This is a genomic window from Nonomuraea sp. N2-4H, from assembly GCF_045291505.1.
Classification (GTDB): Bacteria; Actinomycetota; Actinomycetes; order Streptosporangiales; family Streptosporangiaceae; genus Nonomuraea; species Nonomuraea fastidiosa.
In genome coordinates this window covers 992,882-1,019,517 of sequence record NZ_CP147987.1, presented here as the reverse complement: position 1 = coordinate 1,019,517, position 26,636 = coordinate 992,882, and the positions used below count along the sequence as shown (strand labels likewise).

Annotated in this window: 23 protein-coding genes; 12 read left to right on the top strand and 11 right to left on the bottom strand. The window is 71.7% G+C overall.

All coding sequences use genetic code 11. The features are described from left to right. Positions 1-489: 489 nt before the first annotated feature. Complete coding sequence (locus WBK31_RS04690; protein WP_364066811.1) at positions 490-1,752, bottom strand: Scr1 family TA system antitoxin-like transcriptional regulator; 1,263 nt, start codon at positions 1,750-1,752, stop codon at positions 490-492. Between the two features lie 225 nt (positions 1,753-1,977). Between WBK31_RS04690 and WBK31_RS04685 the strand changes: the two genes are divergently transcribed. The 6 genes from WBK31_RS04685 to WBK31_RS04660 all read left to right on the top strand — a co-directional run bounded on the left by WBK31_RS04685 (position 1,978) and on the right by WBK31_RS04660 (position 7,864). Beyond that, positions 1,978-2,715, top strand: coding sequence for a hypothetical protein (locus WBK31_RS04685; RefSeq protein WP_364066813.1), 738 nt, complete (start codon positions 1,978-1,980; stop codon positions 2,713-2,715). Positions 2,716-3,544: 829 nt separating this feature from the next. Continuing rightward, complete coding sequence (locus tag WBK31_RS04680) at positions 3,545-3,751, top strand: hypothetical protein (protein ID WP_364066815.1); 207 nt, start codon at positions 3,545-3,547, stop codon at positions 3,749-3,751. Between the two features lie 56 nt (positions 3,752-3,807). Beyond that, on the top strand, positions 3,808-4,554 hold the full coding sequence (locus WBK31_RS04675; protein ID WP_378784572.1) for a hypothetical protein: 747 nt from the start codon (positions 3,808-3,810) through the stop codon (positions 4,552-4,554). Continuing rightward, a complete protein-coding gene (locus tag WBK31_RS04670; protein ID WP_406674369.1) occupies positions 4,551-5,147 on the top strand; it encodes an FAD-dependent oxidoreductase in 597 nt (198 codons plus the stop codon). Before WBK31_RS04675 ends, WBK31_RS04670 begins: the two co-directional genes overlap by 4 nt. Positions 5,148-5,161: 14 nt before the next feature. Then, a complete protein-coding gene (locus WBK31_RS04665; protein WP_406674368.1) occupies positions 5,162-5,758 on the top strand; it encodes an FAD-dependent oxidoreductase in 597 nt (198 codons plus the stop codon). Positions 5,759-5,806: 48 nt separating this feature from the next. Continuing rightward, positions 5,807-7,864, top strand: a complete 2,058-nt coding sequence (locus WBK31_RS04660) for a hypothetical protein (RefSeq protein WP_406674367.1) — start codon at positions 5,807-5,809, stop codon at positions 7,862-7,864. A gap of 58 nt (positions 7,865-7,922) precedes the next feature. On the opposite strand, the gene WBK31_RS04655 is transcribed toward WBK31_RS04660, so the two are convergent. Further along, the gene (locus tag WBK31_RS04655; protein ID WP_364066823.1) at positions 7,923-9,845 is read right to left on the bottom strand and encodes a Xaa-Pro dipeptidyl-peptidase; all 1,923 of its coding nucleotides are present in this window, start codon (positions 9,843-9,845) and stop codon (positions 7,923-7,925) included. A 72-nt stretch (positions 9,846-9,917) separates the two neighbouring features. On the opposite strand from WBK31_RS04655, the gene WBK31_RS04650 reads away from it, so the two are divergent. Then, entirely contained in the window at positions 9,918-11,075 is a 1,158-nt protein-coding gene (locus WBK31_RS04650) for an ADP-ribosylglycohydrolase family protein (RefSeq protein ID WP_378784575.1), read from the top strand. Positions 11,076-11,137: 62 nt separating this feature from the next. Next, positions 11,138-11,797 carry an FCD domain-containing protein gene (locus WBK31_RS04645; RefSeq protein WP_364066827.1) on the top strand — a complete coding sequence of 220 codons (660 nt, stop codon included), beginning with the start codon at positions 11,138-11,140 and terminating at the stop codon, positions 11,795-11,797. Between the two features lie 179 nt (positions 11,798-11,976). Here the strand turns inward: WBK31_RS04645 and WBK31_RS04640 are convergent, their stop codons facing one another. Continuing rightward, positions 11,977-12,729, bottom strand: coding sequence for a hypothetical protein (locus tag WBK31_RS04640; RefSeq protein WP_364066829.1), 753 nt, complete (start codon positions 12,727-12,729; stop codon positions 11,977-11,979). A 500-nt stretch (positions 12,730-13,229) separates the two neighbouring features. Between WBK31_RS04640 and WBK31_RS04635 the strand changes: the two genes are divergently transcribed. Further along, complete coding sequence (locus WBK31_RS04635) at positions 13,230-13,475, top strand: hypothetical protein (RefSeq protein ID WP_378784578.1); 246 nt, start codon at positions 13,230-13,232, stop codon at positions 13,473-13,475. Positions 13,476-13,888: 413 nt separating this feature from the next. On the opposite strand, the gene WBK31_RS04630 is transcribed toward WBK31_RS04635, so the two are convergent. The 6 genes from WBK31_RS04630 to WBK31_RS04605 form a co-directional block, all read right to left on the bottom strand. Continuing rightward, positions 13,889-14,416 carry a nuclear transport factor 2 family protein gene (locus tag WBK31_RS04630; protein WP_364066832.1) on the bottom strand — a complete coding sequence of 176 codons (528 nt, stop codon included), beginning with the start codon at positions 14,414-14,416 and terminating at the stop codon, positions 13,889-13,891. Between the two features lie 302 nt (positions 14,417-14,718). Continuing rightward, a complete protein-coding gene (gene nirD, locus WBK31_RS04625; RefSeq protein WP_378784581.1) occupies positions 14,719-15,129 on the bottom strand; it encodes a nitrite reductase small subunit NirD in 411 nt (136 codons plus the stop codon). Continuing rightward, positions 15,126-17,549, bottom strand: coding sequence for a nitrite reductase large subunit NirB (gene nirB, locus WBK31_RS04620; protein ID WP_406674366.1), 2,424 nt, complete (start codon positions 17,547-17,549; stop codon positions 15,126-15,128). Before nirB ends, nirD begins: the two co-directional genes overlap by 4 nt. After that, positions 17,546-18,940, bottom strand: a complete 1,395-nt coding sequence (locus WBK31_RS04615; RefSeq protein WP_378784583.1) for an FAD-dependent oxidoreductase — start codon at positions 18,938-18,940, stop codon at positions 17,546-17,548. Before WBK31_RS04615 ends, nirB begins: the two co-directional genes overlap by 4 nt. Next, on the bottom strand, positions 18,937-20,964 hold the full coding sequence (locus tag WBK31_RS04610) for a molybdopterin-dependent oxidoreductase (RefSeq protein ID WP_364066840.1): 2,028 nt from the start codon (positions 20,962-20,964) through the stop codon (positions 18,937-18,939). Before WBK31_RS04610 ends, WBK31_RS04615 begins: the two co-directional genes overlap by 4 nt. Further along, complete coding sequence (locus WBK31_RS04605; RefSeq protein WP_364066842.1) at positions 20,951-22,261, bottom strand: MFS transporter; 1,311 nt, start codon at positions 22,259-22,261, stop codon at positions 20,951-20,953. The genes WBK31_RS04610 and WBK31_RS04605 overlap by 14 nt, the downstream gene beginning before the upstream one ends. 201 nt (positions 22,262-22,462) lie before the next feature. On the opposite strand from WBK31_RS04605, the gene WBK31_RS04600 reads away from it, so the two are divergent. Continuing rightward, positions 22,463-22,753 (top strand): hypothetical protein, encoded by a 291-nt coding sequence (locus WBK31_RS04600; protein WP_364066844.1) that lies wholly within the window; start codon positions 22,463-22,465, stop codon positions 22,751-22,753. A 65-nt stretch (positions 22,754-22,818) separates the two neighbouring features. On the opposite strand, the gene WBK31_RS04595 is transcribed toward WBK31_RS04600, so the two are convergent. After that, positions 22,819-23,304, bottom strand: coding sequence for a GNAT family N-acetyltransferase (locus WBK31_RS04595; protein ID WP_364066846.1), 486 nt, complete (start codon positions 23,302-23,304; stop codon positions 22,819-22,821). A gap of 120 nt (positions 23,305-23,424) precedes the next feature. On the opposite strand from WBK31_RS04595, the gene WBK31_RS04590 reads away from it, so the two are divergent. Then, positions 23,425-24,402 (top strand): aldo/keto reductase, encoded by a 978-nt coding sequence (locus WBK31_RS04590; RefSeq protein WP_364066848.1) that lies wholly within the window; start codon positions 23,425-23,427, stop codon positions 24,400-24,402. A 780-nt stretch (positions 24,403-25,182) separates the two neighbouring features. On the opposite strand, the gene WBK31_RS04585 is transcribed toward WBK31_RS04590, so the two are convergent. Next, on the bottom strand, positions 25,183-25,914 hold the full coding sequence (locus WBK31_RS04585) for a hypothetical protein (protein WP_364066850.1): 732 nt from the start codon (positions 25,912-25,914) through the stop codon (positions 25,183-25,185). Between the two features lie 294 nt (positions 25,915-26,208). On the opposite strand from WBK31_RS04585, the gene WBK31_RS04580 reads away from it, so the two are divergent. After that, positions 26,209-26,505, top strand: a complete 297-nt coding sequence (locus WBK31_RS04580) for a hypothetical protein (protein ID WP_364066852.1) — start codon at positions 26,209-26,211, stop codon at positions 26,503-26,505. Positions 26,506-26,636: the final 131 nt, after the last annotated feature.

Genomic DNA, 26,636 nt, shown 5'->3' with positions numbered 1-26,636 from the left:
ATCTCGGAGAAAGTTGTCCTTACGGACCCCACTCGATGACCCAAGCCTTATGATCCCCCGCAGACCGGGAAAAACAACCGGAAAAACTATTGGTTTTGGGTATATGTCAGTTACCCCATCCCCGGCATAAACGATCTCGCAGGCGGGAAGCGGCCCCGCATCAACGACCTCACAGGGCGGGAGTGCGGCCCCGCATCAACGACCTCACGGGGCAGGAGTGCGGTCCTGCGTCAACGACCTCACGGGGCAGGCGCGCGGTCCCGGCACAACGATCTCACGGGACGGGGTACGGCCCCGCATCAACGATCTCGTGGGGCAGGCGCGCGACGCGGCACGAACGATCTCGCAAGGCGGTTACTCCGCCCAACCAGGGCGATCTCGGCAGGGTGGCGCGCGGCCCGGTATTCGACGATTCAACCGGCAGGAAGCGACCTTTCCGGCAGGCGGAAAGCGGCGCGGCGTGAAAGATCTAGTGCGGCGGTAAGCCGCTCATTTCCCGAGCGAACGCGAAAGCCTTTCGCGATGCTGGTTGAGCACCTCGAACGTCTCGTCCCGGGTGGTCGTCGTCACCGACAGCTTGGTGAACGCCTGGTGGTACACCTCCACCGAGGCCGCGTCGCTGATCAGCGTGTCGGACTCGATGCCGTGGACGCAGGCGATGTCGGGCTCGTACGCCTCGGCGAAGCGCCAGATCGTGAACGGCCCGGTGCGCGGCACGTACACGGGATCGTCCATCGGCACCACGTGCAGCGAGACGTTGGGCCGCTTGGCATGCTCAAGGAGCATGTCGAGCTGGCGCAGCTGGACGTGCCGCCCGACGATCGAGCGGGTCAGCACGCTCTCGTCGATCACGGCCCACAGCACCAGCCCGTTGTCGCGGGGCAGCGCCTCCTGGCGGGCCATGACGAGGGCCACGGCCTCGTCGACGGTCTGCTGGCCGTAGGTGGCGGGGCCGGCCACGGTGATGGCGGCCCGCGCGTACTCCTCGGTCTGCAGCAGCGGCGGGACGAACTGGGTGTGGTAGCTGCGGATCACGGTGGCGCGCTGTTCGAGCGCGTAGCCGGTGGCCAGCCAGACCGGCACCGTCTGGGCGTCGTACCAGGCGGCCTCGCGTTCACCCCTGGCCAGGCTCAGGACGTACTCGCGGATGGGCGGCGCGGTGACGCCGTAAAGGGTAAGCAGGCGCTCGACCGTGATGGGCGCGGGCGCGATGCGGCCCTCCTCGATGGCGGGGATCGCCGCGGCGCCCTTGCCGAGCGCGGTCTCGACCTGCTCGGCCGAGAGCCCGGCGGACACGCGCAGGCCGTGCAGCCGCTTGCCGAGCGCCCGGCGCTGCGGGTCGCTCAGCGGCGCGACCGCGTCGGGGATGTCGGCGGTGCGCTCGCGCTCGGGCTCCTCCGGCAGGCCCTCGGCCTTGCGCGCCAGCTCGACCACGCCGCGCAGCACTTCGAGCGAGCTCTCCGACAGCCCGGACGCGGCCAGCCCGAGTGAGGCGGCCCGCAGTTGCAGGTCTTCGACCGAGCCCGATTCGAGGTAGTCGTCACCGACCAGCCAGCCCACGCTCACTTGCAGGCACGAGGCCAGCGCCCTGAGCACCTGGAGCGTCGGGTTGGTCTGCTTGCCGGTGCGCAGCTGGCTGATGTAGGCGCGCGTGATCGGGATGCCGGCCTCCGTCAGGGCGGCGGCGACCTGCGCGCCGGTGTAACCGCGCTTGGTCAGCGCGAGATCGAGCCGCTCGGCGAAGTTCGCCACGGCGCACCTCCTACCGCCCGTGAACTTTTCCAGCGTAAGGGACGCGGGGCCCGGTGTCCCCTGCCATGCGGGCAAGCTCTGCCACGCGAAGGGGTATCAACTTATTCGCAAACTGTGAGTTGACATATCCCACCATATAAGCGGACTATCAGGAGTGCGTGGTAACTGTGGCTTAACAGCCTACGGGTTCTGGAGAGTTCCCCGGGTAAGGAGGTGGCACCGGACATGACCATGGAGCACCGGGATGGTTCCCGGTTCCTGGAGGATCCGGTCTCCGCCGGGCAGGAACAGGCGGTGCGCCGCATCTGCGCCCGCGTGGCCGGGCATGAGGCGGGCGACGAGGTTCATGTCGCCGAGCTGCCTCTGGGCGGCCTCCAGGTCTGGCTGGACAGCCCCCGTCACCGCTGGCGCTACTACCACCGGATGGCCCGCGAGCTGCGGCTGGCCGGCTGGCACACGGAGACGGGACCGGAACGGCTGCTGTTGCTCGGGTGGAGTGCGGTCTGCCTGAGCCACCGCGTCAGGATGCTGGGCGCGGCCCTCAAGGGACGGCTGGCCGACTTCGACAAGACGGCGTTCACCGCCGTCATGCTCGCCACCCGGCTGTGCCACGACGGGCACCCTGCGCGGGACGTGCCCGCCGAGGTCGAGGCCCGCTGCGCCGACGCGCTGCGCTGGCCCGCCAGGCTGGCCGACCTCGAAGGGCTCGAACGCCGGTCGTCGCTGGAGCCGATGCGGCTGAGGCTGGCGCAGGTGGCCGGTCTCGAGGCCAAGGTGGCCCGGCGCTGCGGCGAGCACCTCGTCCTGGCCTCGAAGGTCGCGCGTACGGTCGCCGGTGGTGCGGGACCGGTGCGTACGCGGACGGCCGGGCCCCGCTTGGTGGCACACGGTGCCGGGCTGACGGAGCGCATGGTCTGCGTCAGCGTCCCGAACGTGGCCGCGAGAGCGGTGACGGCCCGATGACGACCACACGAGGCACGGGCGCGACCGCGGTCATCACGGCCGCACCCCGGCCAGGACAGCGGGGAGGGCGGCCCCGTTCGGATGGCTTCCGTCCTGACGGGTTCCGTGGCGACGGCCGGCGTCCTCACGGGTCCCGTCCCGACATCGGCGCCGCGGCGCGGTTCTCCGCCTCGCTCGCGCCGTACACCGGCGCTCACTCGACCGGCCGGCCGCCTTCGGGCGGCGCGCCGGTGCGCACGAGCGCAGGCGCCGGAATGCCGGCGCTGCCATCAGGCGACGGGAGGGTGCGGGCCGCGCGCGGCCTGCCAAGCCCGTACGCCGACAGTGCGGGAACGGTGGCAGCGCACCCAGCGCCGGCCCCGGCGCTTCCCCGCCCCTCCGGCACCGTGCGGCACGTGCCCGACTCAGTCGGCGCGGTGCTGTTGGCCAGCGCGGTAGCGGCTGGCGTGCTGGCCAACTCGAGGGGTAGCGCCTGGGGCCGGCTTCATCTTCGCGGCATCGGCGGGTCGATCGGCAGGGCGGGCGCCACAGAGCCGATCGACCGGCCGTCCCGGCGGGCGGCAGTGCCAGGGCACGGGCCCTCGGCCGTCCCGCCGGCCGCCGTTCTGCTCGCCGCCACGGCGCTGGTGCGGGTCGCCGTGGCGGCGGGACGTGAGACCGGACGACGATCTCAGCGCGCGGCGGAGGAGGGGCCGGCGGTCCCGCGCCGGCTCCTCGCCGCACGGCGCGCCGCCTCCGGCCGGGTACGCGGCACGCGGCCGCGCCCGCCCGCAGGCCCCCGACCTCGCCCGCAACCGATCAGGACCCCCGCTATAGATCAGGAGCGCCCATGCTCACCGACGAAACGCGCAGGTCACAACCGCACGAAGTGCACCCGCGGGGCGTGAGGCCCGGCCCGCCGCCACCCCACGGCGACGAGGACAGGGCGGGCCCGCCTCCGCAGGCGCGCACCGTGCACCGGCTGCGCCGCATCCGGCAGGTGTCCGTCGAGGCCATCACCGAGATCGACCAGGCGCTCCGGCACCGAGCCTCGTGACCGTTTCTCGCCTTCCCGCACAGGAGGAAGACCATGCGCACCGTCCGGGGCACGCTGTGAGCCGCGGCAGGATCGGCGTGATCGTCGCGCCGGAGAACCCCTCCGCCGAGCCGGAACTCACCCGGCTGTTCGGCTCGCGTGCCGACATGTACGTCACCCGCCTCCCCATCAGCCCGCTGCCCGCGCTGACCGACCGCCTGGAGAGCTACAACGCCGCGCTGCCCGCGATGGCGCGCGCCTTCGGCGGCCTGCGGCTGGACGCGCTGGTCATGGCCTGCACGGAGCCCCGCTACCTGCTGGGCCCCGACGAGGACCGCGCCCAGTGCATGGAGCTGACGGCGGCGACGAAGCTGCCGGTCGCCTCGGCGACGATGGCCACCCGCGAAGCGCTCGACCATCTCGGCGTGAGCGAGATCGTGCTGGTCTCGCCGTACGAGCCGTGGGTGACCGAACTCGCCGAACGGTTCTGGAAGACGGCCGGCGTCACCGTCACGCAGGTCGTGCAGATCCGCGCGAGCGACGGCTACTCCTCGTACGCGGTCACCCCCGAGGAGCTGATCGCCCAGGTCGAGTCGGCCGAGCCGCCGGAGGACGCGGCGCTGCTGTTCACCGGCACCGGCCTGCCGACCCTGCCCGTGCTCGGGCCGCTGACCACCGGCAACGAGCGCAGGCTGCTCACCACCAACCTCTGCGTGGCCTGGTGGTCGCTGTCCAGGGCGTTCGGGCGGCAGGTGACGTTCAGCCCCCTCCCCCACCGCAGGACGGTCGTGCGGAGGGTGGCGCACACGGGAGGCAGGGCATGAACGGCGTCATCGTCGCCGGAGCCGGGCCGGCGGGACTGACCGCCGCGCTCTCCCTGGCCAGGGCCGGCATCCCGGTCACCGTGCTGGAGCGGGAGACCGAGCTGCCCAGGCAGCCGCGCGCCTGCACCTTCCACCCCGCCACCCTCGACCTGCTCGCCGACCTCGGCGTGGCCGCCAGGCTGGTCGCCGGCGGCCGGGTGGTGGACCGGGTGCAGTGGCGCGACAGGTCGGGGCTCGTGCTGGCCGAGATGGGCATGAACCGGCTCGACGGCCTGACCAAGCACCCCTTCAGGATTCACGCCGACCAGAGCGCGCTGACGCCGCTGCTGCTGGAGGCGCTCAACGTCTACCCCGGCGTGGACGTGCGCTTCGGCACGCAGGTGGACGGCATCGCCGAGGGCGGCACGGGCATCCGGGTCCGCGTCGGCCACACCTGGACGCGGGCCCGGTACATGATCGCCGCCGACGGCGCGCACAGCACCGTGCGGGCGTCGTCGGCCTGCCGTTCCCCCGCAACACCTGCACGGCCCAGGCGCTGCGGGTCTTCACCGACGCGCCGCTCGACCGGCTGCTGCCGAGCCTGGCGCCGCTGACGTACGTACGCGACGTGCAGCAGTCGTGCACGCTGCTCGCGCTGCCCGACCACTGGCGGATCATCTTCAAGCTGCCGTGCGAGGCGCACGAGCCACTGTCGCCGTCGAACCTGTCGCTGCTGGTCCGCCGGTCTCTGCCGGGCGCCACCGAGCCCATCAGGGTGACGGGGGCCGACAGGTTCCAGCTCTCGCGCGGGGTGCTGACCTCGTACCGGTGCGGACGGGTGCTGTTCGTGGGCGACGCGGCGCACTCGACCTCCACCATCGGCGGGCTCAACATGAACGCGGGCATCCACGACGCCGCCGAGGCCGCCAAGGTGATCGCGGCGGTGATCGGCGGGTACGCCCCCGCGGCCGCGCTGGAGGCGTGGGCGTGGCGGCGGCGCTCGGTGCTCATGCACCGGGTGATCCCGCGCGGCGAGACACGGCCCGCCGGCGTGCGGGAACGTGACAGCGCCAGGCTCGAAGCGGCCATGGCCGGGCTGCGGGCCATCGCCGGCGACCCCGATGCCACCCGCGCCTACCTGGCCCAGGCGTCGCTGCTCGACCCGGTGCCGCATCCCGTGAAGCCGATCCAGAACGCCGTGCCCAAAGCCGTGGGGAGGGCCTGACGCTTGACCGCCACCCGCCCGCGTACCGAATGGAGGAGGTGACACCGGATGTGGCGAACCCTGCCGGACGACGCACGCCAGGCCATCCGTGACCTGTGCGACAAGCACGGCGCCCGCCTTTACGACTACTGCCGCACCGAGCTCGCCGCAGGCGACGCCGAGCAGGCCGTGGCCGGCGCCGCGATCACGGCGCACCTGTACGCGGACCGCGTGGTGGATCCCGCCCTGCGCCGCCCCTGGCTGTACGCGGTGGCCCGCGCGCACCGGGCGTTCGTGGCGACACCGGCGAGCATCGGCTCCTGGTCGCGCCCCGGCCGCATGTCGGAGCTGCTGCCCGAGGCCCTGCTGTCGCTGGAGCGGCCGCAGCGTGAGCTGCTCGACCTCTCGGTACGGCACGGCCTGTCCGACGCCGAGCTGGCCGTGATCTTCGAGCTGCCCGCCGCCGAGGTGCACGGCATCGTCGCCAGGGCCGCATCCGGCCTGGAGGAGTGGTTCGCCGCGATCATCGCGGCCCGCTCCCGCGACGGCTGCCCCGACCTGGCCGCCCGGATGGAGGCGTGGGTCGCCGCGCCCGGCCGCCGGGCCAGGGCCAGGATCGGCCGGCACATCCATTCCTGCGCGTCCTGCCGGGCCGCGCCCAGGACGATGACGGCGGCCGCGCTGCTGCGCCGCCTGCCCATCGCCACATTGCCCGGCACGCTTCCCAACCGGCTGGCGTCCGCGCAGCCGTTGCCCGGCGAGGGACCTCTCTGGCGGGCTGACGGCTTCCCGGTGCAGGCACGCACACTGGTGGAGACGTCGTCGCAGTCTCCGCCGGTCGCCGACGCCATGCCGTCCGCCCGGGTCGCCGGCCCCACGACGGCGACCCCGGGAGAGCCCTGGTCGGCGGCGGGCGCGGCCGCCGCCGACCAGGAGCCCCCGACCATCCCCGCGGCGCGGCTGCCGCTGGAGGGCATCACGAAGCCGCCCGCGCCACGTCAGCCGATGCCGATGCCGCTGGCCGCCCCCACGTACGCCGAGTACGACACGGACACCGGCGCAGGCACCGGCGCTGATATCGGAACCGGCCGCGATGCCGTCGATCAGGCCCCCGGGGAGCCCATCGCGGCGCCGTCGGTGCGCGGGCGGCATCCGTTCACGCCGCCGAGCCGCGCCAGGCCCTTCCGGGGCGGCGTGAACGGCGACAAGCTCGTCTACAGCACCGCGCTCAAGGGCGAGAGCAACGGCGTGCGCCACGAGGCCCCGGTCATCCGGTACGGCGGAATCACGGTGGCGAACTTCGTCCAGCCGCCCGGCGGGGACGGCGGGCAGTGGCAGCAGTACTGGCGCGAGCCGCCCGACGACGACCCCGAGCAGGGCGCCCCGATCAGGACTGTGGTCAGGCTGGCGCTGATCTCCGGCGTGGGCCTGCTGGCCGCCGGGCTGATCTGGGCACTCATGAACGGCCAGGCGGGGCAGCCGGCGCTCAGCAAGGCCGCCGCCCAGTCCAGCGCGACGCCCGGCTCCGCCGGCGGCGGCGGGCGGCTCCGAGAGCAAGGCCGCGACCAGCCCGCAGCCGGAGGCCGGGAGCAGCGCGCGGCCCAGGAGCCGGCGCGCGAGGCGCCAGGCTCCGATACGACGGGACGTGAGGCGGCGGGCAGGGAGTCGAAGGCCGATGAGGCCAGGCCAGAGGCGACCGGGCGAGATGTGCAGGGCCGGGAGCCGTCCGGTGCGGGTGCCGATGAGGCCGCCGGATCGGGCATCAAGGCCGTGCCCAGGAAGAGCGCCCTGCCGAAGCCCGCGGCCCCGGTGGCCGAGCTGTCGCCGTCGTCGGCGTGGCTGGGCGAGCGGCGTACGGGATCGTTCGCGCTGGCGTGCACCGGCGACTGCGAGATCGTCTCCGCGACCGGCAGCGACGGCATCACCGTCTCGGGCACCCGCTTCCGGGTCCCCGACCGGCTGGAGCGCTGCGACGCCTGGCCTGACGTACGGCGCGGGAAGATCACCGTCAAGTGGGCGGGCACCGCGACCGGCGACGGCGAGACCACGGGCGGCACCACCACCGCCGGCGGCACGCTCACCCTGAACGTCGCCTGGACGCCCTCCCCCGACGCGAGCTGCGGATAGCAGCCGGGCAGGAGCCGGGTAGGAGGCCCGGTGCGGGCCCCCTACCCGAGAGGGATCTTTAGAAGAAGTGGAACCCCGGCTCGGGTTCCGGCAGCGCCGGCTCGGCCGGGCCGCGGAACGTCGTCGCGTCCTTCGGCACGTCGGCCAGCGGGGTCCCGAGCACGAACGGCACGCTGACGCTGCTGTTGCGCAGGTCGATGGTGACGTTGGCGCCGGTGGCCTGCTCACCGGTGTAGGTGGAGTCGGTGCCGGCCACGATCAGGCCGATGCGGTGGCCCTTCTTGAACGTGTAGTCCTGCGGCAGCGTCAGCCACTTGACCGTGCCGTACGTGCCCACGGGCAGCGGCTTGGCCTCGCTGAGCGAGTCGCGGTTCTGCACGTCGATCCAGCCGCGGGCGACGATCTCCAGCGGGCGGGTGGCCACGTTCGTGACGACCTTGCGGTAGCAGGCGTCGTCCTCAGCGGTGCTCTCGCCGTAGCAGTCCTCCTCGGTGAGCGTGGTGATGCCCTGGTTGTTGCGCCAGTCGACGCGGGTGTCGGTGCCGAAGTCCACCAGCAGCGCGGTCAGGTTGGCCGCCGGCTTGTCCAGCTTCACCCGCAGGTCGGCGGTCGGCGTGCCGGACAGGCGCAGGTTCAGCGGGAGCGGGCCCGTGGTGAACGCGACCCGGCCGGGCTTGTCCGTGCCCACGTCGGCCACCATGTCGTTCTCGCTCATACGCACGTCGGTGAAGGAGGCGGTGCTGTTGCGCTTGGCGGGCCTCAGCCCGAGCGTGCCGTCGGCCGACGGGCGCAGCGGCACCTTGAGCGCGAGCGGAGCCGGCCAGTCGCGCTGGGTGATCCACTTCGCCGGGGCCACCTCGACGTCCGCGCGGGGCTCGTTCATGATCCCGTTGCGCACGCCGAGCAGCCAGTGGTCGAACCAGCGGTGCAGCGTGTCCACCCACAGGCCCCTGCGGCCCTCGAAGTCGAACGGGTCCACGTGCTGGGTCTGGCCGACCCAGATCTTGCGCGGCACGTTGCGGTCGGCCAGCGCCTTCCACCAGACGGAGAAGTTGTCGGGCTTGACGTTGAGGTCGTTGACGGTGTGGACGACGAAGACGCTCGCCTTGACCTTGGAGGCGTCGCCGAGCAGGCCCTTGATGTAGTCGCGCTCGGCCCAGAACCGGTTGTAGTCTCCGGTGTCGTCGCCGTCCTCGGCGTCCATCCTGTCGCGCACGTGCGCGCACTTCTCCGCCGGGTCGGTGTCGATGTAGCCGGCGAGCCAGGAGGCGTAGTCGTAGTTGTAGATGACGCCGTTCGAGCGCTGGTACTTGTACCAGGAGCTGATCGCCGAGATCGGGACGATGGTCTTCAGGCCGTCCACGCCGGTCGCGGCGACGGCGTTGGCGAGGGTGCCGTCGTACGACTTGCCGATCATGGCGGCCTTGCCGGTCGTCCAGTCGGCCACGGCCGGGGTGCCGTCGGCCCGGTACGCCTTGGCGCGGCCGTTCAGCCAGTCGATGACCGCCTTGCCGCCCAGCACGTCGGCCTTGCCACCGATGTCGGGGCAGCCGTCGGACTTGGTGGTGCCGAGCATGTCGACGTTGAGGACGGCGTAGCCGCGCGGGACGAAGTAGTTGTCGTAGAACAGCGGGAATTTCACGACATTTCCGGCGGCGTCGTACACCTTCCGCTCGCCCTCATTGCCGCGACCCGAGTTGTCGTAGTACGGGCTCTCATCGATGATCACCGGCACCTTGAGCGCCGGGCCGGACTCCTTGGGCCGGATGATGTCCACCCTGACCCTGTCGAGCGCGCCGTCGGAGTCGCTGTCGACGGTGGACTCGACATATACGTGCTCGCGGATCGCGTCCGCGTACGAGAAGACCGGCTGGGTGCGGCCGTCCTTGACGGTGATGGCCGGACCGGTCGCGGCCTGGGCCGGGGTCGCGATCGCGAGGGTGAGGGCGACCGCGAAGAGGGCTGGGCGTAATTGTGACACGCGTGACCTCCGGGACGTTGGTGAACAAGCGCCACCGTCTCAGACGGTCAGGAAGGTGGCAAGATCCGACGTATGGATGTTCTGGATCGGGTGCTGGGCTGTCTCCTGGGCGGTGCGATCGGTGACGCGCTTGGAGCGCCGATCGAGTTCGACTCGCTGCGGGACATCCGCAGGGCTCACGGCGCCGCCGGCATCGGCGGGTACGTCGAGGGCCTGCGGGGCACGACCGGGCTGATCACCGACGACACCCAGATGACGCTCTTCACCGTCGAGGGCCTCCTGACCGCCCGCGCCTCCACATCCGCGGCTCACGGTAACGAAGCGGCGACCAAAGCGCCCGCCGACGCGCGGGGCGTGCGCACGGACACCGGCCCCGTGGACGGGCGCCCGGTGGACGAGAATCCGGTGGACGTGGGCCGGGTGAACAGCGACACGGTGGAGGCGGTGCGGCGGGCGTACCTGCGGTGGCTGGACACCCAGGACTACCGGACCCCGCCCCCTGCCTCGCTGCCGCACCACACGGGTTCGCTGCGCGAGGAGGGCTGGCTGTACTCCAGGCGCGCCCCCGGCAACGCCTGCCTGTCCGGCCTGCACCGGCCCTTCCCGGGACCGGCCCCGTGGGGCGAGCCCGGTCCGGTGAACCGCGACTCCAAGGGCTGCGGCACCGTGATGCGCTCCGCCCCGTTCGGCCTGATCGCACCGCCCGAGGGCGGGGAGCGGGCGGTCAGGGAGGCGTTCGAGCTCTCGGCGGCCTGCGCGCAGATCACCCACGGCCATCCCACCGGCTACCTGGCCGCCGGCGCGTTCGCCGCGATCATCGCGCACCTCATGGCGGGCGAGGCGCTCGAACCCGCCGTACGCCGCACCCTCGGCCTGCTGGCCGGCTACCCGAAGCACGAGGAGACCTCCGCCGCGCTCCAGGCCGCCCTCGACCTGGCCGCGACCGGCACGCCCGGCCCTGAGGCGGTCGAGTCGCTCGGCGGCGCCTGGGTGGCCGAGGAGGCCCTGGCCATCGGCGTCTACTGCGCCCTCGCCGAGCCCGACGTGGAGCGTGCCCTGCTGCTGTCGGTCAACCACTCCGGCGACAGCGACTCGACCGGCTCGGTGTGCGGCAACATCGTCGGCGCGCTGCGCGGGCGCGAGGCACTGCCCGCCGCCTGGCTGCGCCCGCTCGAAGGCCGCGAGACCATCGAACGGCTGGCCGCCGAACTCGCCCGGCCCCAGGGGTGATCGTCCAACCGCCCCTTCCGGCATCTAGGGTGGATGGCGTCAGCCGTTTGAGGAGAACGTGGATGCGTAACGTCGCTCGGACCTCACTCGTGGACGCCGCCATCGCCGAGCTTCGCCGGGAGATCGCCGAAGGGGTGTGGCCGGTCGGCACCAAGATCCCGTCGGAGAGCCGGCTCGCGGAGAGCCTCGGCATGAGCAGGCTGTCCGTACGCGAGGCGGTACGCGTCCTGGCCCACGCCGGGCTGCTGCACACCCGGCAGGGCGACGGCACGTACGTCACCGCCACCGACGAGTCCGAGGTCGCCCTGCGGCGCCGGCTCGACAAGGCGGCGGCGATGGACATCATCGACGTACGGCGCGGCCTCGACCTCGTCGCCGCCCGGCTGGCGGCGCAGCGGCGCACCGACGACGACCTGGCCGCGATGCGTGCGGCCCTGGCCCGCCGAGACGCCGCCGCCGAGGCGAGCGACCTCGACGCGTTCGCCGACGCCGACGTGGACTTCCACGTCAGCGTGGCGATGGCCGCCCACAACGCGCTGCTCGGCGACCTTTACCGCAGCATGAGCGAGGCGCTGCACGACAGCGTCAGGGACCAGGAGGAGGCGGCCTTCGAGCCGGACCCCTGGCACGCCGATCTGCTGGAGGCCATCGAAAACCGCGACTGCGCCAAGGCCGTCGCCGTCTCGATCGCTCTCCTGGACAAGCAGGAACAAGACCTTTGAGGCTCACCGCACGCCGCTGACCGCCGCGGGTGCGGCCGTCACGGTGAAGCGGGAGCGTCAGCTTGGGCACCCCCTCACGGCCAGGGCATCCCGCGCGAATGCGGCCGTCACGGGAAGGCGCGGATGACCGGGCCTGGGCACCGCCCTCACGGCCAGGGCATCCGGCACGGGTGCGGCCGTTACGGGAAGGCGAGGGTGTCCGCTGAGGGGTCCGTCGGCGGGTCCGGCTCCTGCCGCCGTCGCCGTGCCGCCAGCCGGAGCGCCGCCACCGCGAGCCCGGCGCCGGCAACGGCGGCGATCAGCAGGGCGTAGGCGGGCACCCCGGCCTCCGGGGCCGCACTCCGCCCGCCCGCCACACTCGCCGAGCCGGCATCGGCCGCTGTCCCGTTCGTGTCCGCCGTGCCATCCTCGCCCGCCGTGCTGTCACCGGTGGTCGCGTCCGTCACCGGAGGCGTGGTGCCCTGGGCCTGGGCGCCGGGTGCCGGGCTCTTGGCGGGGGCCGCGACCCGATCGAGCGCGGCGGCAGGGGCGGGGACGTAGACCGGGACCTCGCCGGGTTCGACCTCCGGAGGCCGGATCGCTCCCCAGCGCTCCTCGGTACGCCGGCCCGACACCATCTGGGCGGGCACCGGCGCGACGCGCAAGTCACCGGGCACCTTGAGCACCCCCACCTCGTACGGAGGGAACCACCCCTGCAGCGCCTCCACCTTCCACTCCCCCCGCGGCACCGCCACCGACGTCGCGTAGTGCCCGGCCTCGGGCAGGGGCGTCCCCGGGAAGGTCACGCTGCGGCCGTCCGCCCGGGTAAGCCGCAGCCCGACCGGCTCCAGCTCCCCCTCGAACGGGTGGGTGCCGTGCTGCAGCACCCAGAACCCCACCGCGTACGTGTGCCCGCTCTCGAACCGGGTCGGCACGGGATCGAGCAACGTCACCGCCCATCCACCATTCGCCTTCGCGCGCACACCGGCCGCCTCAGAAGCGCCCGCCGCCCCCGCACGAACGCCCACCACCGCAGAAGCCCCCGCCGCCCCCGCACGAACGCCCACCACCGCAGAGGCCCCCGCCGCCCCCGCACGCAGGCCCACCGCCTCAGCAGCGGACGCCACTGCGGACCTCGTCTCAGAAGCGGACGCCGGTAATGCCGCCCCGGAATCAAGGGCCGGTAGCAGGGCCGCCGCGAGCGCCAGCGCGGCCGGTGCGATCATCGTTCTCCGCATGAGAACCACCTCCGGTCCCCATACACCGCAGGCCCGGCAGAGGTTCCCGGTACCCGGAACGATCGGCGGGCCGATTTCTCGATCGGCGGGCCCATTTCTCGATCGGCGGGCCGTTTTCCCTTCGGAGCAGGCGCGAAAATCCCCTCCAGGCGCGCACAATGGGAGGCGAGAAAGGCGAGGGCGAGAATTCGGCGAGGAGCGAGGAGGCTTGCGCCGTGTCCGCCTCGGGACGCGAATATCTATCCGCGATGCTCGACCTGCTCGTCTACGAGAACGTGCTGGTGGCGTGGAAGCCCCTGCCGCTGAACGGATACATGATCGTTTCGCATGAGGGCGAGGAGATCAGCCTGACCGCGCAGCAGGCCGACATGTGGACTCGCGGGGCCTTCGCCGTCTACCTCGCGCTGGTGGACCAGCGGCGTATCAGCCCCCGCATCCCCGGCCGATCCTCGCGTACCTAGCGCCGGACCTGCGAACCCAGCGCCGGGCTCGGCGCCGCCGACGCGCGGCTCCGGCGATGCCCCTTGTGCGATGCCCGCGGCTCTGGCAGCGTCCCCGTCGCGATACCGGCTCTGGCAGCGTCCCCGTCGCGATACCGGCTCTGGCAGCGTCCCCGTCGCGATACCGGCTCCAGCAGCGCCGCCCCCTTCGCGATACACGCGGCCCTGGCAGCGCCCGGCTCGGCCACGTTCGCGGGCCGGTCAGGGCGGCGGCAGGCCCTCTGCGACCCGCCGCCTCCCCCGCTTCCACACCATGACAGCGCCTTGTACAGCGCCTTGACGACGCCCTGCGGCGAGCGCCTGAACGCCGCGAGGCGGTTTCCTCGCGGCGCGCTCGTCAATCCCCCGATCAGGGCGTCACGGATCGGATCTCGTCAGCCCTTGTTGTTCATGAACTGCGAGATCTTCCACTCCTCGCCTTCCCGCGTGAGCACGAACAGCTCGCGCATGTTGTCGTTGCCCTGCTTGCTCGTCGCCCGGACGATGGCGTCGTCCGCGCCGGCGGTGCGGGTCTCGTCGATGGTGTGGGTGGCCTGCTTCATGCCGTTGCCGCCCTGGAGCTGCTTCTCGAACAGCGACTTGATAGCCTCGCTGCCCTCCGCCGTGGGCTGCCCGGCGAGCAGGACCACCGCGTCGTCGGCGAAGGTGTCGGTGACCTGGTCCACGTCGCCCGACTTGAGCGCGTCGAAGAAGCCCTGGACGGCCGTCTCCGCCTGCCCGCCGCCCGCGGTGTCGCCCGGCGAGGCCGAGTCCTCAGGAGAGGTGTCGGCACCTGGGGATTCCATCTCGGTGGGGCTCGCGGCCCCCTTCATGGCCTGGGTGTTGGCGGCGCAGCCCGCAACCATGAGGGCGGGGACGATCGCGGCCAGCAGGAGTGCCCTGCGCTGAAAAATCTTGCTCATGGCCGCTTAGATGCCCCCGCCGCTCAACGGCGAATGCGGGGTTTAGCCACTTCGCACGGCACCTTTACCGGGTGCGGGTATTTCAGACGGTAGCGGTTAACGGGTTCGGGAGAGACAGGTCAGAGGTTCTTTCGTTGCCGTCCTGATACCAGCGGGCCGGGGTGCGCCGATAGCGTGCCTACAGTGCCGCGAATCATGGCGAACCCCGAACCCCTCCCGCAGCGCGAGGACGCCGAACGCTGCGAAAGCGTCGAGTCAGGACGGCGGTGCGTGCTCCCGGTGGCGCATCGCAGCCCCCACGTCTATCCACCGGCCGACGCCGGCACCCTGGAGGCGGACAGCGAGACCGGCGCGTAGCCGGGCATCGCCGGCGCCTCGTGGCCGGGCGCCTCCAGGGTGACCTCGACGACGCCCGCCGCGTTCACGCGTACCGGATAGGTCGGCACCGAGACGCTCTCGTCGTCCAGGCACCGCCCGGTCACCAGCGAGAACACCTGCTTGTGCAGCGGTGAGGCGACCGTCGGCTCGCCCTTCCTGGTGCCGACGATGCCGCGCGAGAGCACGTACGCGCCGCTGAACGGGTCGAGGTTGCCGAGCGCGTGGAGCTCGCCGTCGAAGGTGCGGAAGACCGCGACCTGGACGCCGTCCACGAGGGCGCAGACGCCGGTCTCCGGGAGCAGGGAGTCGTAAGCGCAGATCTCGGTCCAGCTCATCGGGACATCACCGGCTTGATCTGGCCGCGCTCGCTGGCGAACACGATGGACGGGTCGGGAACGCCGGGGGCGTTGACGAAGCTGACGAACCTCTTCAGCTTCTCGGGGTCCTCCAGGGTGGCGGCCCATTCGTCGGCGTACGTGGCGATGTGGTGCTCCATCTGCGCGTCGAGATCGGCGCAGATGCCGAGCGAGTCTTCCATGATCACCTCGCGTAGGTAGTCGAGCCCGCCGTCCAGAGACTCGATCCAGGCGGCGGTGCGCTGCAGCCGGTCGGCGGTGCGGATGTAGAACATCAGGAACCGGTCGATGGTCCTGATCAGCTCGTCGGTGCTGAGGTCTTTGGCGAGCAGGTCGGCGTGGCGGGGCTTGAAGCCGCCGTTGCCGCCGACGTACAGGTTCCAGCCCTGCTCGGTGGCGATGACGCCGAAGTCCTTCGAGCGGGCCTCGGCGCACTCGCGGGCACAGCCGGAGACGGCCGACTTGATCTTGTGGGGCGAGCGCAGGCCGCGGTAGCGCAGCTCCAGCGCGATGGCCATGCCCACGGAGTCCTGCACGCCGTAGCGGCACCAGGTGGAGCCGACACAGGACTTCACCGTACGCAGGGCCTTGCCGTAGGCGTGGCCCGACTCGAACCCGGCGTCCACGAGCCGCCGCCAGATCTCGGGAAGCTGCTCGATGCGGGCGCCGAACAGGTCGATACGCTGCCCACCGGTGATCTTGGTGTAGAGGCCGAAGTCGCGGGCCACCTCGCCGATCACGATGAGCTTCTCGGGCGTGATCTCGCCGCCGGGGATGCGCGGGACGACCGAGTACGTGCCGTTCTTCTGGATGTTGGCGAGGAAGGCGTCGTTGGTGTCCTGCAGGGCGGCCCGCTCGCCCTCCAGCACGTGCCCGTTGTGCAGGGAGGCGAGAATGGAGGCCACGGCGGGCTTGCAGATGTCGCAGCCCCTGCCCTGGCCGTGCTGGGCGATCAGCTCGGAGAAGGTGGTGATGCCGCGCACCCGTACGATGTCGAACAGCTCGGCCCGCGAGTACGCGAAGTGCTCGCACAGCGCCTTGCTGACCTCGACGCCCGACTTCTCCAGCAGCTGCTTGAGCATCGGCACGCAGCTTCCGCAGGTGGTGCCGGCCCGGGTGCACGCCTTGATGGCGGGCACCTCGGTGGCGCCGTCGGCGATGGCGGTGCGGATGTCGCCCGCGCACACGTTGTTGCAGGAGCAGACCTGCGCCTCGTCGGGCAGGTCGAGCGCCGCGCCGGCCCCGGCGAAGAGCAGGTCGGACGGCGATGCGGGCAGCTCCTTGCCGACGAAGGGCCGCAGCGCCGTGTACGGCCCGCCGTCGCCCACGCAGATGCCGCCGAGCAGGGTGCGGGCGTCGTCGCTGATGAACAGCTTCTTGTAGACGCCGGCCACCGGGTCCATATAGGTGACGTCGAGCGCGCCGTCCATGGCGCCGAACTGGGCGACCTCGACGCCGAGCAGCTTGAGTTTCGTGGACATGTCGGCGCCCTCGAACGTGGCCGAGCCGCCCATGATGCGGTCGGCGGCCACCTCGGCCATCGTGTTGCAGGGCCCGACGAGGCCGTAGATCATGCCGCCGGCCAGCGCGCACTCGCCGACGGCGTAGATGGCGGGGTCGGAGGTGCGCATGCCGGAGTCGACCACGATGCCGCCGCGCGGCCCGACCTCCAGCCCGGCCTGCCTGGCGAGCTCGTCGCGCGGCCTGATGCCCGCGGAGAAGACCACGACCTGCGCGTCGATGACGGTGCCGTCGGGCTTGCGCAGGCCGCTCACCTCGCCGTCGTCGTGCACGATCTCCTGGACGCCCGCGCCGGTGTGCACGGTCAGCCCGAGCCCTTCGATGTGCGACTTGAGCACCGAGCCGCCGCCCTCGTCGACCTGGCGCGGCATCAGCCAGGGGCTCATCTCCACGATGTGGGTCTTGAGGCCGAGCCCGCGCAGCGCGTCGGCGGCCTCAAGGCCGAGCAGCCCGCCGCCGACGACCACACCCTGCTCGGCGTCCTTGGCGGCGGCCCTGATGGCGTCGAGGTCCTCGATGGTGCGGTAGACGAAGGCGTGCTCGGCGCCGGGCACCGGCGGCACGAACGGGATCGAGCCGGTGGCCAGCACGAGCACGTCGTACGGCTCGGTCCCGCCGTCGGCCAGCGTCACCCGCCTGGCCTCGCGGTCGATGCCGGTGACCCGGGTGTTCAGCCGGGTGACGACGCCGTCCGGCACCGCGTAGGTGAGGTCGTCCGCCGACGTGCCGGACAGGTAGGAGGTGAGGTGGACGCGGTCGTAGGCCGGTCGCGGCTCCTCCCCGATGACGGTCACGCTGCCGTGGAAGCCCTTGCTCGTGAGCGTCTCGACGAGCCGGTGGGCGGTCGGGCCGTACCCGACGACGACGATCCTGTTCACACTGAGATCCCTTCCTGCTCGCACAGCCAGCCGACGATGCCCTCCACGGCGTCGCGGCAGGTTCCGCATCCGGTGGTGGCCCTGGTGGCGGCCGCCACTCCGTCCACGTCGCGGGCGCCCGCCTCCCAGCACGCCCTGATCTGGCCCTTGGTCACGTTGTTGCAGCGGCAGACGGTCGCCGCGTCCGGCATCAGCGTCGGGCTGTCGGCCACGGGCGCCGCGGCCAGCCCGGGGAACAGCAGCCCGGCCCGGTCGCCCGGCACCGGCCCGCCGCGGTCGAAGAGCTGGGTGAGGGTGCCGACGGCGTCGCTCTCGCCCAGCAGGATCGCGCCGACCAGCCGGCCGTCCTTGATGACGAGCTTGCGGTAGGTGCCGCGGGCGCGGTGGCTGAAGCGCACCACCTCGGCCTGCTCCTCGCCGAGCTGGGTCTCGCCCATCGCGGCCAGCTCGACGCTCTTGGCCTTGAGCCTGGTGACCAGGCGGGAGCCCCGGTAGAGCGCCTTGCCGCCGGTGATGACCTCGGCGGCCACCGTGGCCTGCTCCCAGGCGGGCGCGACCAGGCCGTACACGGTGCCGTCGTGCTCGGCGCACTCGCCGATCGCGAAGATCGACGGGTCGTCGGTGCGCAGCTCGTCGTCCACGACGATGCCGCGCCGCACCTCCAGCCCGGCGTCCGCGGCGAGCCCGGTCACCGGCCGCACGCCGCAGGCCAGCACGACCAGATCGGCGGGGATCAGCTCGCCGTCGTCGAGGCGGACGCCGTCCGCCTCGACCGCGGAGGCGCTGACGCCGGTGCGGATGCCGACGCCGAGCCCGGTCAGTGTCTCGCCGAGCACCTGGCCCGCCTCCACGTCGAGCTGGCGTTCCATGAGGTGGCCCGCCAGGTGCAGCAGCGTGACCGGCAGGCCGCGCCCGGCCAGGCCGCGGGCGGCCTCGATGCCGAGCAGCCCGCCGCCGATCACGACGGCCGCGCGGGCCTGCTCGGCCGCCCGCATGATGCGCTCGCAGTCGTCGAGCGTGCGGAAGGGGACGGCCCGCTCCACGCCGGGGATCGGCGGCACGATCGCGTCGCTGCCGGTCGCGAGGGCCAGCAGGTCGTACGGCTCACGCCGCCCGCCGCGGGTGACGACGTGCCGGGTCTCCCTGTCGATGTGGGCGACCGGGTCGCCGAAGACGGCCTCGACGCCGTGGGCCTCGTACCAGCCCGGGTCGACGAGGCGGACCTGATCGGGCCTGGCGCTGCCGGCCAGGACGTTGGACAGCAGGATCCGGTTGTACGGGCGCCGCTCCTCGGCACCGAACACGGTGATCTTCATGTGCGGGTCACGCGTGCGTACCTCGCTGACCAGGCGTGACCCGGCCATCCCGTTGCCCACGACGACGAGCCTCATGAATCCCTCTCCACCCTGACGGCGCAGACCTTGAACTCCGGCATCCGCGACACCGGGTCCAGGGCCGGGTTGGTCAGCCTGTTGGCGCCCTCCCAGTGGAAGGGCATGAACACGGTGTCGCGCCTGATGGCGTCGCTGATCCTGGCCACGGCCTTGCTCTCGCCCCTTCTGCTGCTGACGCGCACGACGTCACCGGCCGCGATGTCGAGCTGCTCGGCCAGGTCGGGGTGCAGCTCGACGTACGGCTCGGGTGCGGCCTCGACGAGCGGCGCGATCCTGCGGGTCTGCGCGCCGCTCTGGTAGTGGGACAGCACCCGGCCGGTGCTCAGGTAGACGGGGTAGTCGTCGTCGATCTCCTCGGCGGCGGCCCGGTGCTGGACGGGCACGAACCTGGCCCGGCCGTCGGGGTGCGCGAAGCGGTCGAGGAACGGGCGGGGCGTGCCCGGGTGCTCCTCCGACGGGCACGGCCAGAACACGCCGGTCTCGTTCGCGATGCGCTCGTAGGTGATGCCGGAGTAGTCGGCGGGCCCGCCGGCGCTGGCGCGGCGCAGCTCGTCGAACACCTTGGCGGGCTCGGTCTCGAAGGTGTGGCCGAGCCGCGCGGCCAGCGCGGCGATGACGTCGAGGTCGCTGCGCACCCCCGGAGGCGGGGTCAGCGCCCTGCGGCGCAGCAGCACCCGGCCCTCCAGGTTGGTCATCGTGCCCGTCTCCTCGGCCCACTGCGTGACCGGGAAGACCACGTCGGCCAGCGCGGCGGTCTCCGACATGACGAAGTCGCAGGTCACCAGCAGCTCCAGCGAGCCGATGCGCTCGGCGACGTGCTCGGCGGCGGGCGCCGAGATGACCGGGTTCGACCCGAACAGCAGCAGCGCCCTGGGTCCTTCGGGGGTGCCGAGCGCGTCGAGCAGCTCGTACGCCGACCGCCCCGGCCCCGGGATGTCGTCGGGCGAGATCCCCCAGACGCCCGCCACGTGCGCGCGGGCGGCCGGGTCGTCGATCTTGCGGTAGCCGGGGAGCTGGTCGGCCTTCTGGCCGTGCTCCCTGCCGCCCTGGCCGTTGCCCTGCCCGGTCACGCAGCCGTAGCCGGAGCCCTCCGTGCCGGGCAGGCCGAGCGCGAGCGCCAGGTTGATGAACGCGGTGACGGTGTCGGTGCCCTTGGCGTGCTGCTCGGCGCCGCGTCCGGTCAGGATGTACGCCCGCTCCGCCGCCGCGAGCGCCCTGACCGCCTGGCGCATCTTGTGCACCGGCACGCCGGTGATCCGCTCGACCCGCTCCGGCCACCAGGAGGCGAGCGCGGTGCGCACCTCGTCGAAACCGGTGGTGCGGGCGGCCACGTACTCCTCGTCCACGAGCCCGTCGCCGATCGCGATGTGCAGCAGGCCGAGCGCGAGCGCCAGGTCGGTGCCGGGGGTGGGCTGCAGGTGCAGCCAGGCGAGGCGGGCGGTCGGCGAGCGGCGCGGGTCGACGACGATGAGGCGGGGCCCGCTCAGGTGGCGGACGAACGGCGGCATGGTCTCGGCCACGTTCGCCCCGGCCAGCATGACGACGTCGGCCTCGGCCAGGTCGGTGATCGGGAACGGCATGCCCCGGTCCATGCCGAACGCCCTGATGGACGCGGCGGCGGCCGACGACATGCAGAAGCGGCCGTTGTAGTCGACCTGGCTGGTGCCGAGCGCGACCCTGGCGAATTTGCCCAGCGAGTACGCCTTCTCGTTGGTCAGCCCGCCGCCGCCGAACACGGCCACGGCGTCGGGGCCGTGTTCGGCGCGTATGGCGGACAGCCGCTCGGCCACGTAGTCCAGCGCGACGTCCCACTCCACGGGCTCGCCGTGCAGGAGCGGGGTGGTGAGGCGCTCGCCGTTGGTGAGCAGCTCGCCGGCGGTCCACCCTTTCTGGCACAGCGAGCCGGGGGCGTTGGCCGGGATGTCCGTGCGCGGAGTGATGGCCGGCCCAGGCCCGATCTTCATGCCGCACTGCAGCGCGCAGTACGGACAGTGCGTCGCGGTCACGTCAGACCCTGGCATGCGCGAGGCTCGCCACCATGTTGACGCCGACCTTGCGGGTGTAGCACCACCAGGTCAGGGCGAAGCAGGATGCGTAGAACAGGCCGAAGGCGAGGAAGGCGGCGGCGGGGCTGCCCGAGGCGGCGAACGACATCCCGAACGCCCGGTTGATGAGGAACCCGCCGAGCGCGCCGACCGCCGAGATGATGCCGATGGCGGCGCTGGCCTGGCGCTTGCCGTGCAGCAGGGCCTCCTCGCCGGGTCCGCGCTCGGCCACGGCCTTGGCCTGGAAGATCGCCGGGATCATCCGGTACGTGGAGCCGTTGCCGATGCCGGAGGTGACGAACAGCAGCTGGAAGGCGAGGAAGAACAGCCAGAACGAGCCGCCCGCGCCGGCCAGCCACACCAGCAGCACGCCGCCGCCCATCGCGGCGAAGTTCCACAAGGTGACCGGGGCGCCGCCGAGCCTGTCGGCGAGCCAGCCGCCGACCGGCCTGACCAGCGAGCCGAGCAGCGGGCCGACGAAGGCGACCGCCGCGTACGGCGCGTCGGGGAAGAGGCTCTGGCTGAGCAGCGGGAAGGCCGTCGAGTAGCCGATGAACGAGCCGAACGTGCCGATGTAGAGGAACGACATCACCCAGGTCTGCGCCTTGCCCGCCACCGCGAGCTGCTCACGCGGGTTCGCCTTGGCGCTGGTGAGGTTGTCCATGAAGAAGTACGCGCAGATCGAGGCCGCCACGATGAACGGCACCCAGAACCATCCGGCGGCGGCCAGCCCCAGCGAGCCGATGACCAGCGGCATGACGAGCTGCACCGAGCTGACGCCGATGTTGCCGCCCGCCGCGTTCAGCCCGAGCGCGATGCCCTGCTTGCTGCGCGGATAGAAGTAGGTGATGTTGGCCATGCTGGAGGCGAAGTTCCCGCCGCCGAACCCGGCCAGCGCCGCGATCACCAGGAACAGCCAGTACGGCGTCCCCGGGTTGTTGACCGCCACGCCCAGCAGCACCGCCGGGATGAGCAGCAGCAGCGCGCTCGCCACGGTGAAGTTGCGCCCGCCGAACCTGGCGGGACCGAACGTGTAGGGCACCCGCAGCACGGAGCCGATCAAGTTGGGCAGCGCGACCAGCCAGAAAAGCTGGTCGGTGGAGAACTCGTACGACCCGAGCTTGGTCGCCACGATGCTCCACAACGTCCATACGGTGAAGCCGAGATGCTCGGCCGCGATCGAGAAGATCAGGTTACGCCGGGCCACCCGCCGGCCAGTGCTCTCCCAGAAGGCTGGGTCATCGGGGTGCCACTCGGCGATCCAGCGCGCCATCGACCTCTCCTACGCTCGGCGTCCGGGGATGCCCAAGGTAGGAAGGGCTCATTACGCACGATGACCCTGCGTGGCTGTGCGTTCGTTACGTGTGATTCACCTCGGTAACAAGCACCGCACAACCGTCACCCTCGAAACATGGCGTTAATGATCGGTTATCGGCCCCCTGCTGGGGTAACAGCTCTCAGACAAGGGGGAATCATGATCAAACAGCTGCACAAGATGGGCGTGAAGTCCGGCCACATGTACACGTGCGGCCTGGCGTCGATCGCGCTGGCCTTCGCCAGCTGGGCGGTATCGACGAAGGCCGAGAAGGCCGGGCTCGACCGGGCCGACAGGTGGGGGATCTTCGTAGGCGAGTGGGCGCCGACGTTCTTCGCGATCGGCGTCGCGCTGCGGATAGAGGAGACCCACCGCGAGCTCGAGGAGCCCGAGATGGGCATGTTCGATCAGTCCGAGAGCACGCGGAGCAGGACGCACGCCGGCGTCTGATCCGCATTTGTGTCACGCAGGTCACGTCACTGTGCGTGACCTGCGTGGCCGCGTTCACGGCGGGATCACGGTCGGGCGGCCGCCTCGCCGGCCAGGCGGAGCAGCGGCTCGTCGGTCAGCCGGTAGCGGTACCACTCGCTCTGGTTGACCGCGCCCAGCTTCTCGTAGAAGGCGATGGACGGCTCGTTCCAGTCGAGGACCGCCCACTCCAGGCGGGCGTAGCCGCGCTCGGCGCAGATCCTGGCCAGCTCGCGCATCAGCGCCTTGCCGTGGCCGCCGCCCCGGTACTGCGGGCGGACGTACAGGTCCTCCATGTAGATGCCGTGCACGCCGCGCCAGGTGGAGTAGGTCAGGAACCACAGCGTGAACCCCACCACCTCGCCGTCCTGCTCGGCGATGTGCGCGAAGGCCGCGGGGTGGTCGCAGAAGAGGGTGTCGCGGAGCTGCTCCTCGGTCACGCGCACCTCGTGTGCGGCCTTCTCGTACTCGGCGAGCTCGCGGATCATGCTGACGATCTCGGGCACGTCAGCGGGTGTGGCGGGACGAATCATGGCAGTTAGGGTACGTGCCGCGCTCCCCCGCCTCGCGCGCTCCCCTGGCCCCGGCGTGCGCTGAGGGTCCTGGCATCCGGGACACTGGTGCCTGGTCACGTTCGAGAAAGGCAGACACCCATGGAACAGCGCGTGTTGGGACGTACCGGACGCCAGGTCGGTGTGGTCGGCCTCGGAGCCTGGCAGCTCGGCGCCGACTGGGGCCAGGTGACGGAGTCCGACGCGATCGCCACGCTCGAAGCGGCGGTGGACGCGGGCGTCACCTTCATCGACACCGCCGACGTCTACGGCGACGGCCGCAGCGAGCAGATCGTCGGCCGCTTCGCCAAGGAGCACCCGGGCCTGACGGTGGCCACCAAGATGGGCCGCCGGGTGGAGCAGATCCCCGAGAACTACGTGATGGAGAACTTCCGCGCCTGGAACGAGCGCTCCCGCAAGAACCTCGGCGTGGACACCATCGACCTGGTGCAGCTCCACTGCCCGCCGACGCCGGTCTACTCGACGGACGCGGTGTTCGACGCGCTGGACACGCTGGTGGCGGAGAAGAAGATCGCCGCGTACGGCGTGAGCGTGGAGACCTGCGAGGAGGCGCTGACCGCGATCGCCAGGCCCGGCGTGGCGACCGTGCAGATCATCCTGAACGCCTTCCGCCTCAAGCCGCTCGAACAGGTCCTGCCCGCCGCCCGCGCCGCCGGGGTCGGCATCATCGCCCGCGTGCCGCTGGCCAGCGGCCTGCTGTCGGGCAAGTACGACGAGAACACCACGTTCGCGCCCGACGACCACCGCACGTTCAACCGGCATGGGGAGGCGTTCGACGTCGGTGAGACGTTCTCGGGCGTGGACTTCGCCACCGGCCTTGAGGCGGTGCGCCGCCTGGCGCCGCTGGTGCCGCCGGGGGCGACGATGGCGCAGTTCGCGCTGCGCTGGATCCTCGACCAGGAGGGGGTCTCGGTGGTGATCCCGGGCGCCCGCAACCCCGAGCAGGCCAGGGCCAACGCCGCCGCCGACGCCCTGCCCCCGCTCGACGAGGCGGCGCTCGCGACGGTCCGCGACGTCTACGACGAGCTCATCCGCCCGCAGGTCCACCACCGTTGGTAGCGCGCGCTGGGAAGGCTCTGGTCCGGCGCGCCGGGCGAGGGCGCCTGCCGGCGACCCGCGTCCCACCCGGAGCGGCCGAGGTGCCGTCAAGCGGCGGCAGGTCTGGTGGCCTCGCCGGTCACCGCCACCCATCTCGCCGTCCGGGCGGGACTTCCCGCCGGGTAGCAGGCCCCGGCCGGGTCTCTTTCCACCATCGTCCCGCGGCCGCGCCCCGGCAAGGGCCCTAGAGCAGTTTTTCCACGTTGTACGGGCGGTCCGGGGCGTCCGGGGCGTCGGGGGCGCTGACGGGGCGGCGGCTCGGGCGCCCACCACGAGCGCATCCATGTCCTGGATCTGGCCGCCGGCAGGCTGCGCCGCCGCTGATCACACGGCGTGTGAAGAACCTGCGAAAAGGCGGTGGCCCCCCGGTCTACCCATACCGGGGGGCCTGAGTGATGCCGCCATATTCGGCGCCGGAGTCTTTCAAGAGAACGGATCAGTCGTTATGACGTGCGCTCTACCATTGAGCCACCGGGGCAGGAAAGAGCCCCGAACCGGAGTCGAACCGGCATCTCACCATCACAGCCCGTCCTCGGTCACTTCGGCGTCCGGCGGCGAATGCTGAATCTGGAGCGAGAATCTGAGTCTCAGGCGGTTGCCTCTACCATTTGGGCCACCTGGGGCATGTGCCCCCGGGGAGGACTCGAACCCCCAACTCACCGCCGTTCAGCTTCAGCCCTCAGCCTCAGCTTGCGCTCCTGGCGCACCCTCGCCCGAAGGCGAGGGGGTCTAGGGGAGGGTTCACCTGAACAGGTAGGCGAACACCTTGTCTCCGATCTTACGGTCGACGACCTCCGTGCCGTTCGCCTCCTCGCGCGCGTACTTCACCGCGTCCTGCAGCTTCTGTACGCGGGCCAGCAGCTCGTTCACCCGCCGCTGCGGCATCGCGCCGGAGAAGGCGATCTTCGTCCAGTAGCCCACGACGACGTCCTCGTTGTAGACCTGCACCTGCGCCGGGTGCTTGTCGGTCGCCTCGGCGAGCACGTGGTTGCGCGGCACCTTCTTCGTCCTGGTGGTCTTGACGGGTTCGGTGCGCCAGGTGTCGGTGGCCTCGTCGCGCGTCCAGGTCTCGGCCGGGTCGAGGGTGGGCAGCTTGGAGACGAACGCGTAGACCTCGCTGAGCTGCTTCTCCAGGAAGAGCAGGTACGTCACCGGCACGTCCTCGAGCAGCACCTCGCCGTCGACCACCACGTCGGCCTTGGCCTCGCAGTTGGCCCAGTCCTTGGTGGCGGTCACGTCGAAGAGCCGGGTGAGCGCCGTACCGACGTCCTTGAGCACTTCCTCGGCCTGCACCTGCACGCGCGTCGACTCGGGCGGCAGCTGCTCGCCTTCATCGTCGATCGGCTGGTACGTGCGAGAGAGACCGGACAGCAGGGGCGCCTTCTGGATCCGGTTGTAGGCGTCCGTCACCTTGCGCTGGACGTCCGACTTCACACCCTTCTCGACGGCGAGGATCTGATTGAGCTTGGTCACGGATCACACCCTAGAGGTGCAGCGAGTCGCCCTCATCCGATTTTTCGCCATATGAGGGACACAACGGGACCCCGAGACATGGGCGCGGGGCCCCTCCGGGGGCGGGAGGGGCCCCGACGTCTGCGACGTTTGGCGCTCCAGGCGGCCCCCACTGGAGCGATGCCAGGTTAGTAGCTCGATGTCCGTTTTGTATAGATATGCGGACACTTTCCTTATGATCCATGTCGTTGACTTCCTGTAGTCAATCGATTACTACTCGTTGGGTAACTGATGGCATCAGGAAGGACACGTTCCGTGCGCAAGACTCTTACCACCCTCGCCGTCGCGTGCTGCGCCCTCGGCGCGGCCGCCGCTCCCGCCCAGGCCATGGCGCCCGCCGGTAACGCGCCGTCCTGCGTGGTCGTCTGGCAGACCACCGGCACCATCACCAAGACCGGCTACGCCCGCAACGACTGCAGCAGGACCCTGCGCCTGAAGATCGTGTGGGCCCACGGCACCGACGGCAGCTGCCACACGGTCCGTCCCGGCGGCACCATCTGGTCGAAGGTGCCCCGCGGCGTCCGCAACTTCGACGGCGCCAGCACCTGCTGAGCCCGCTCCGCGCCGCGACCGCCCATGCCTGGGCGGTCGCGGCGCCCTGCCGCACAGCCCTGCGGCGCCGCCCTTGACAGCCCTGCGCGCCGCCGTGGCCCCTGCGGCCGTCCCGCGCGCGGCCCCTGCAC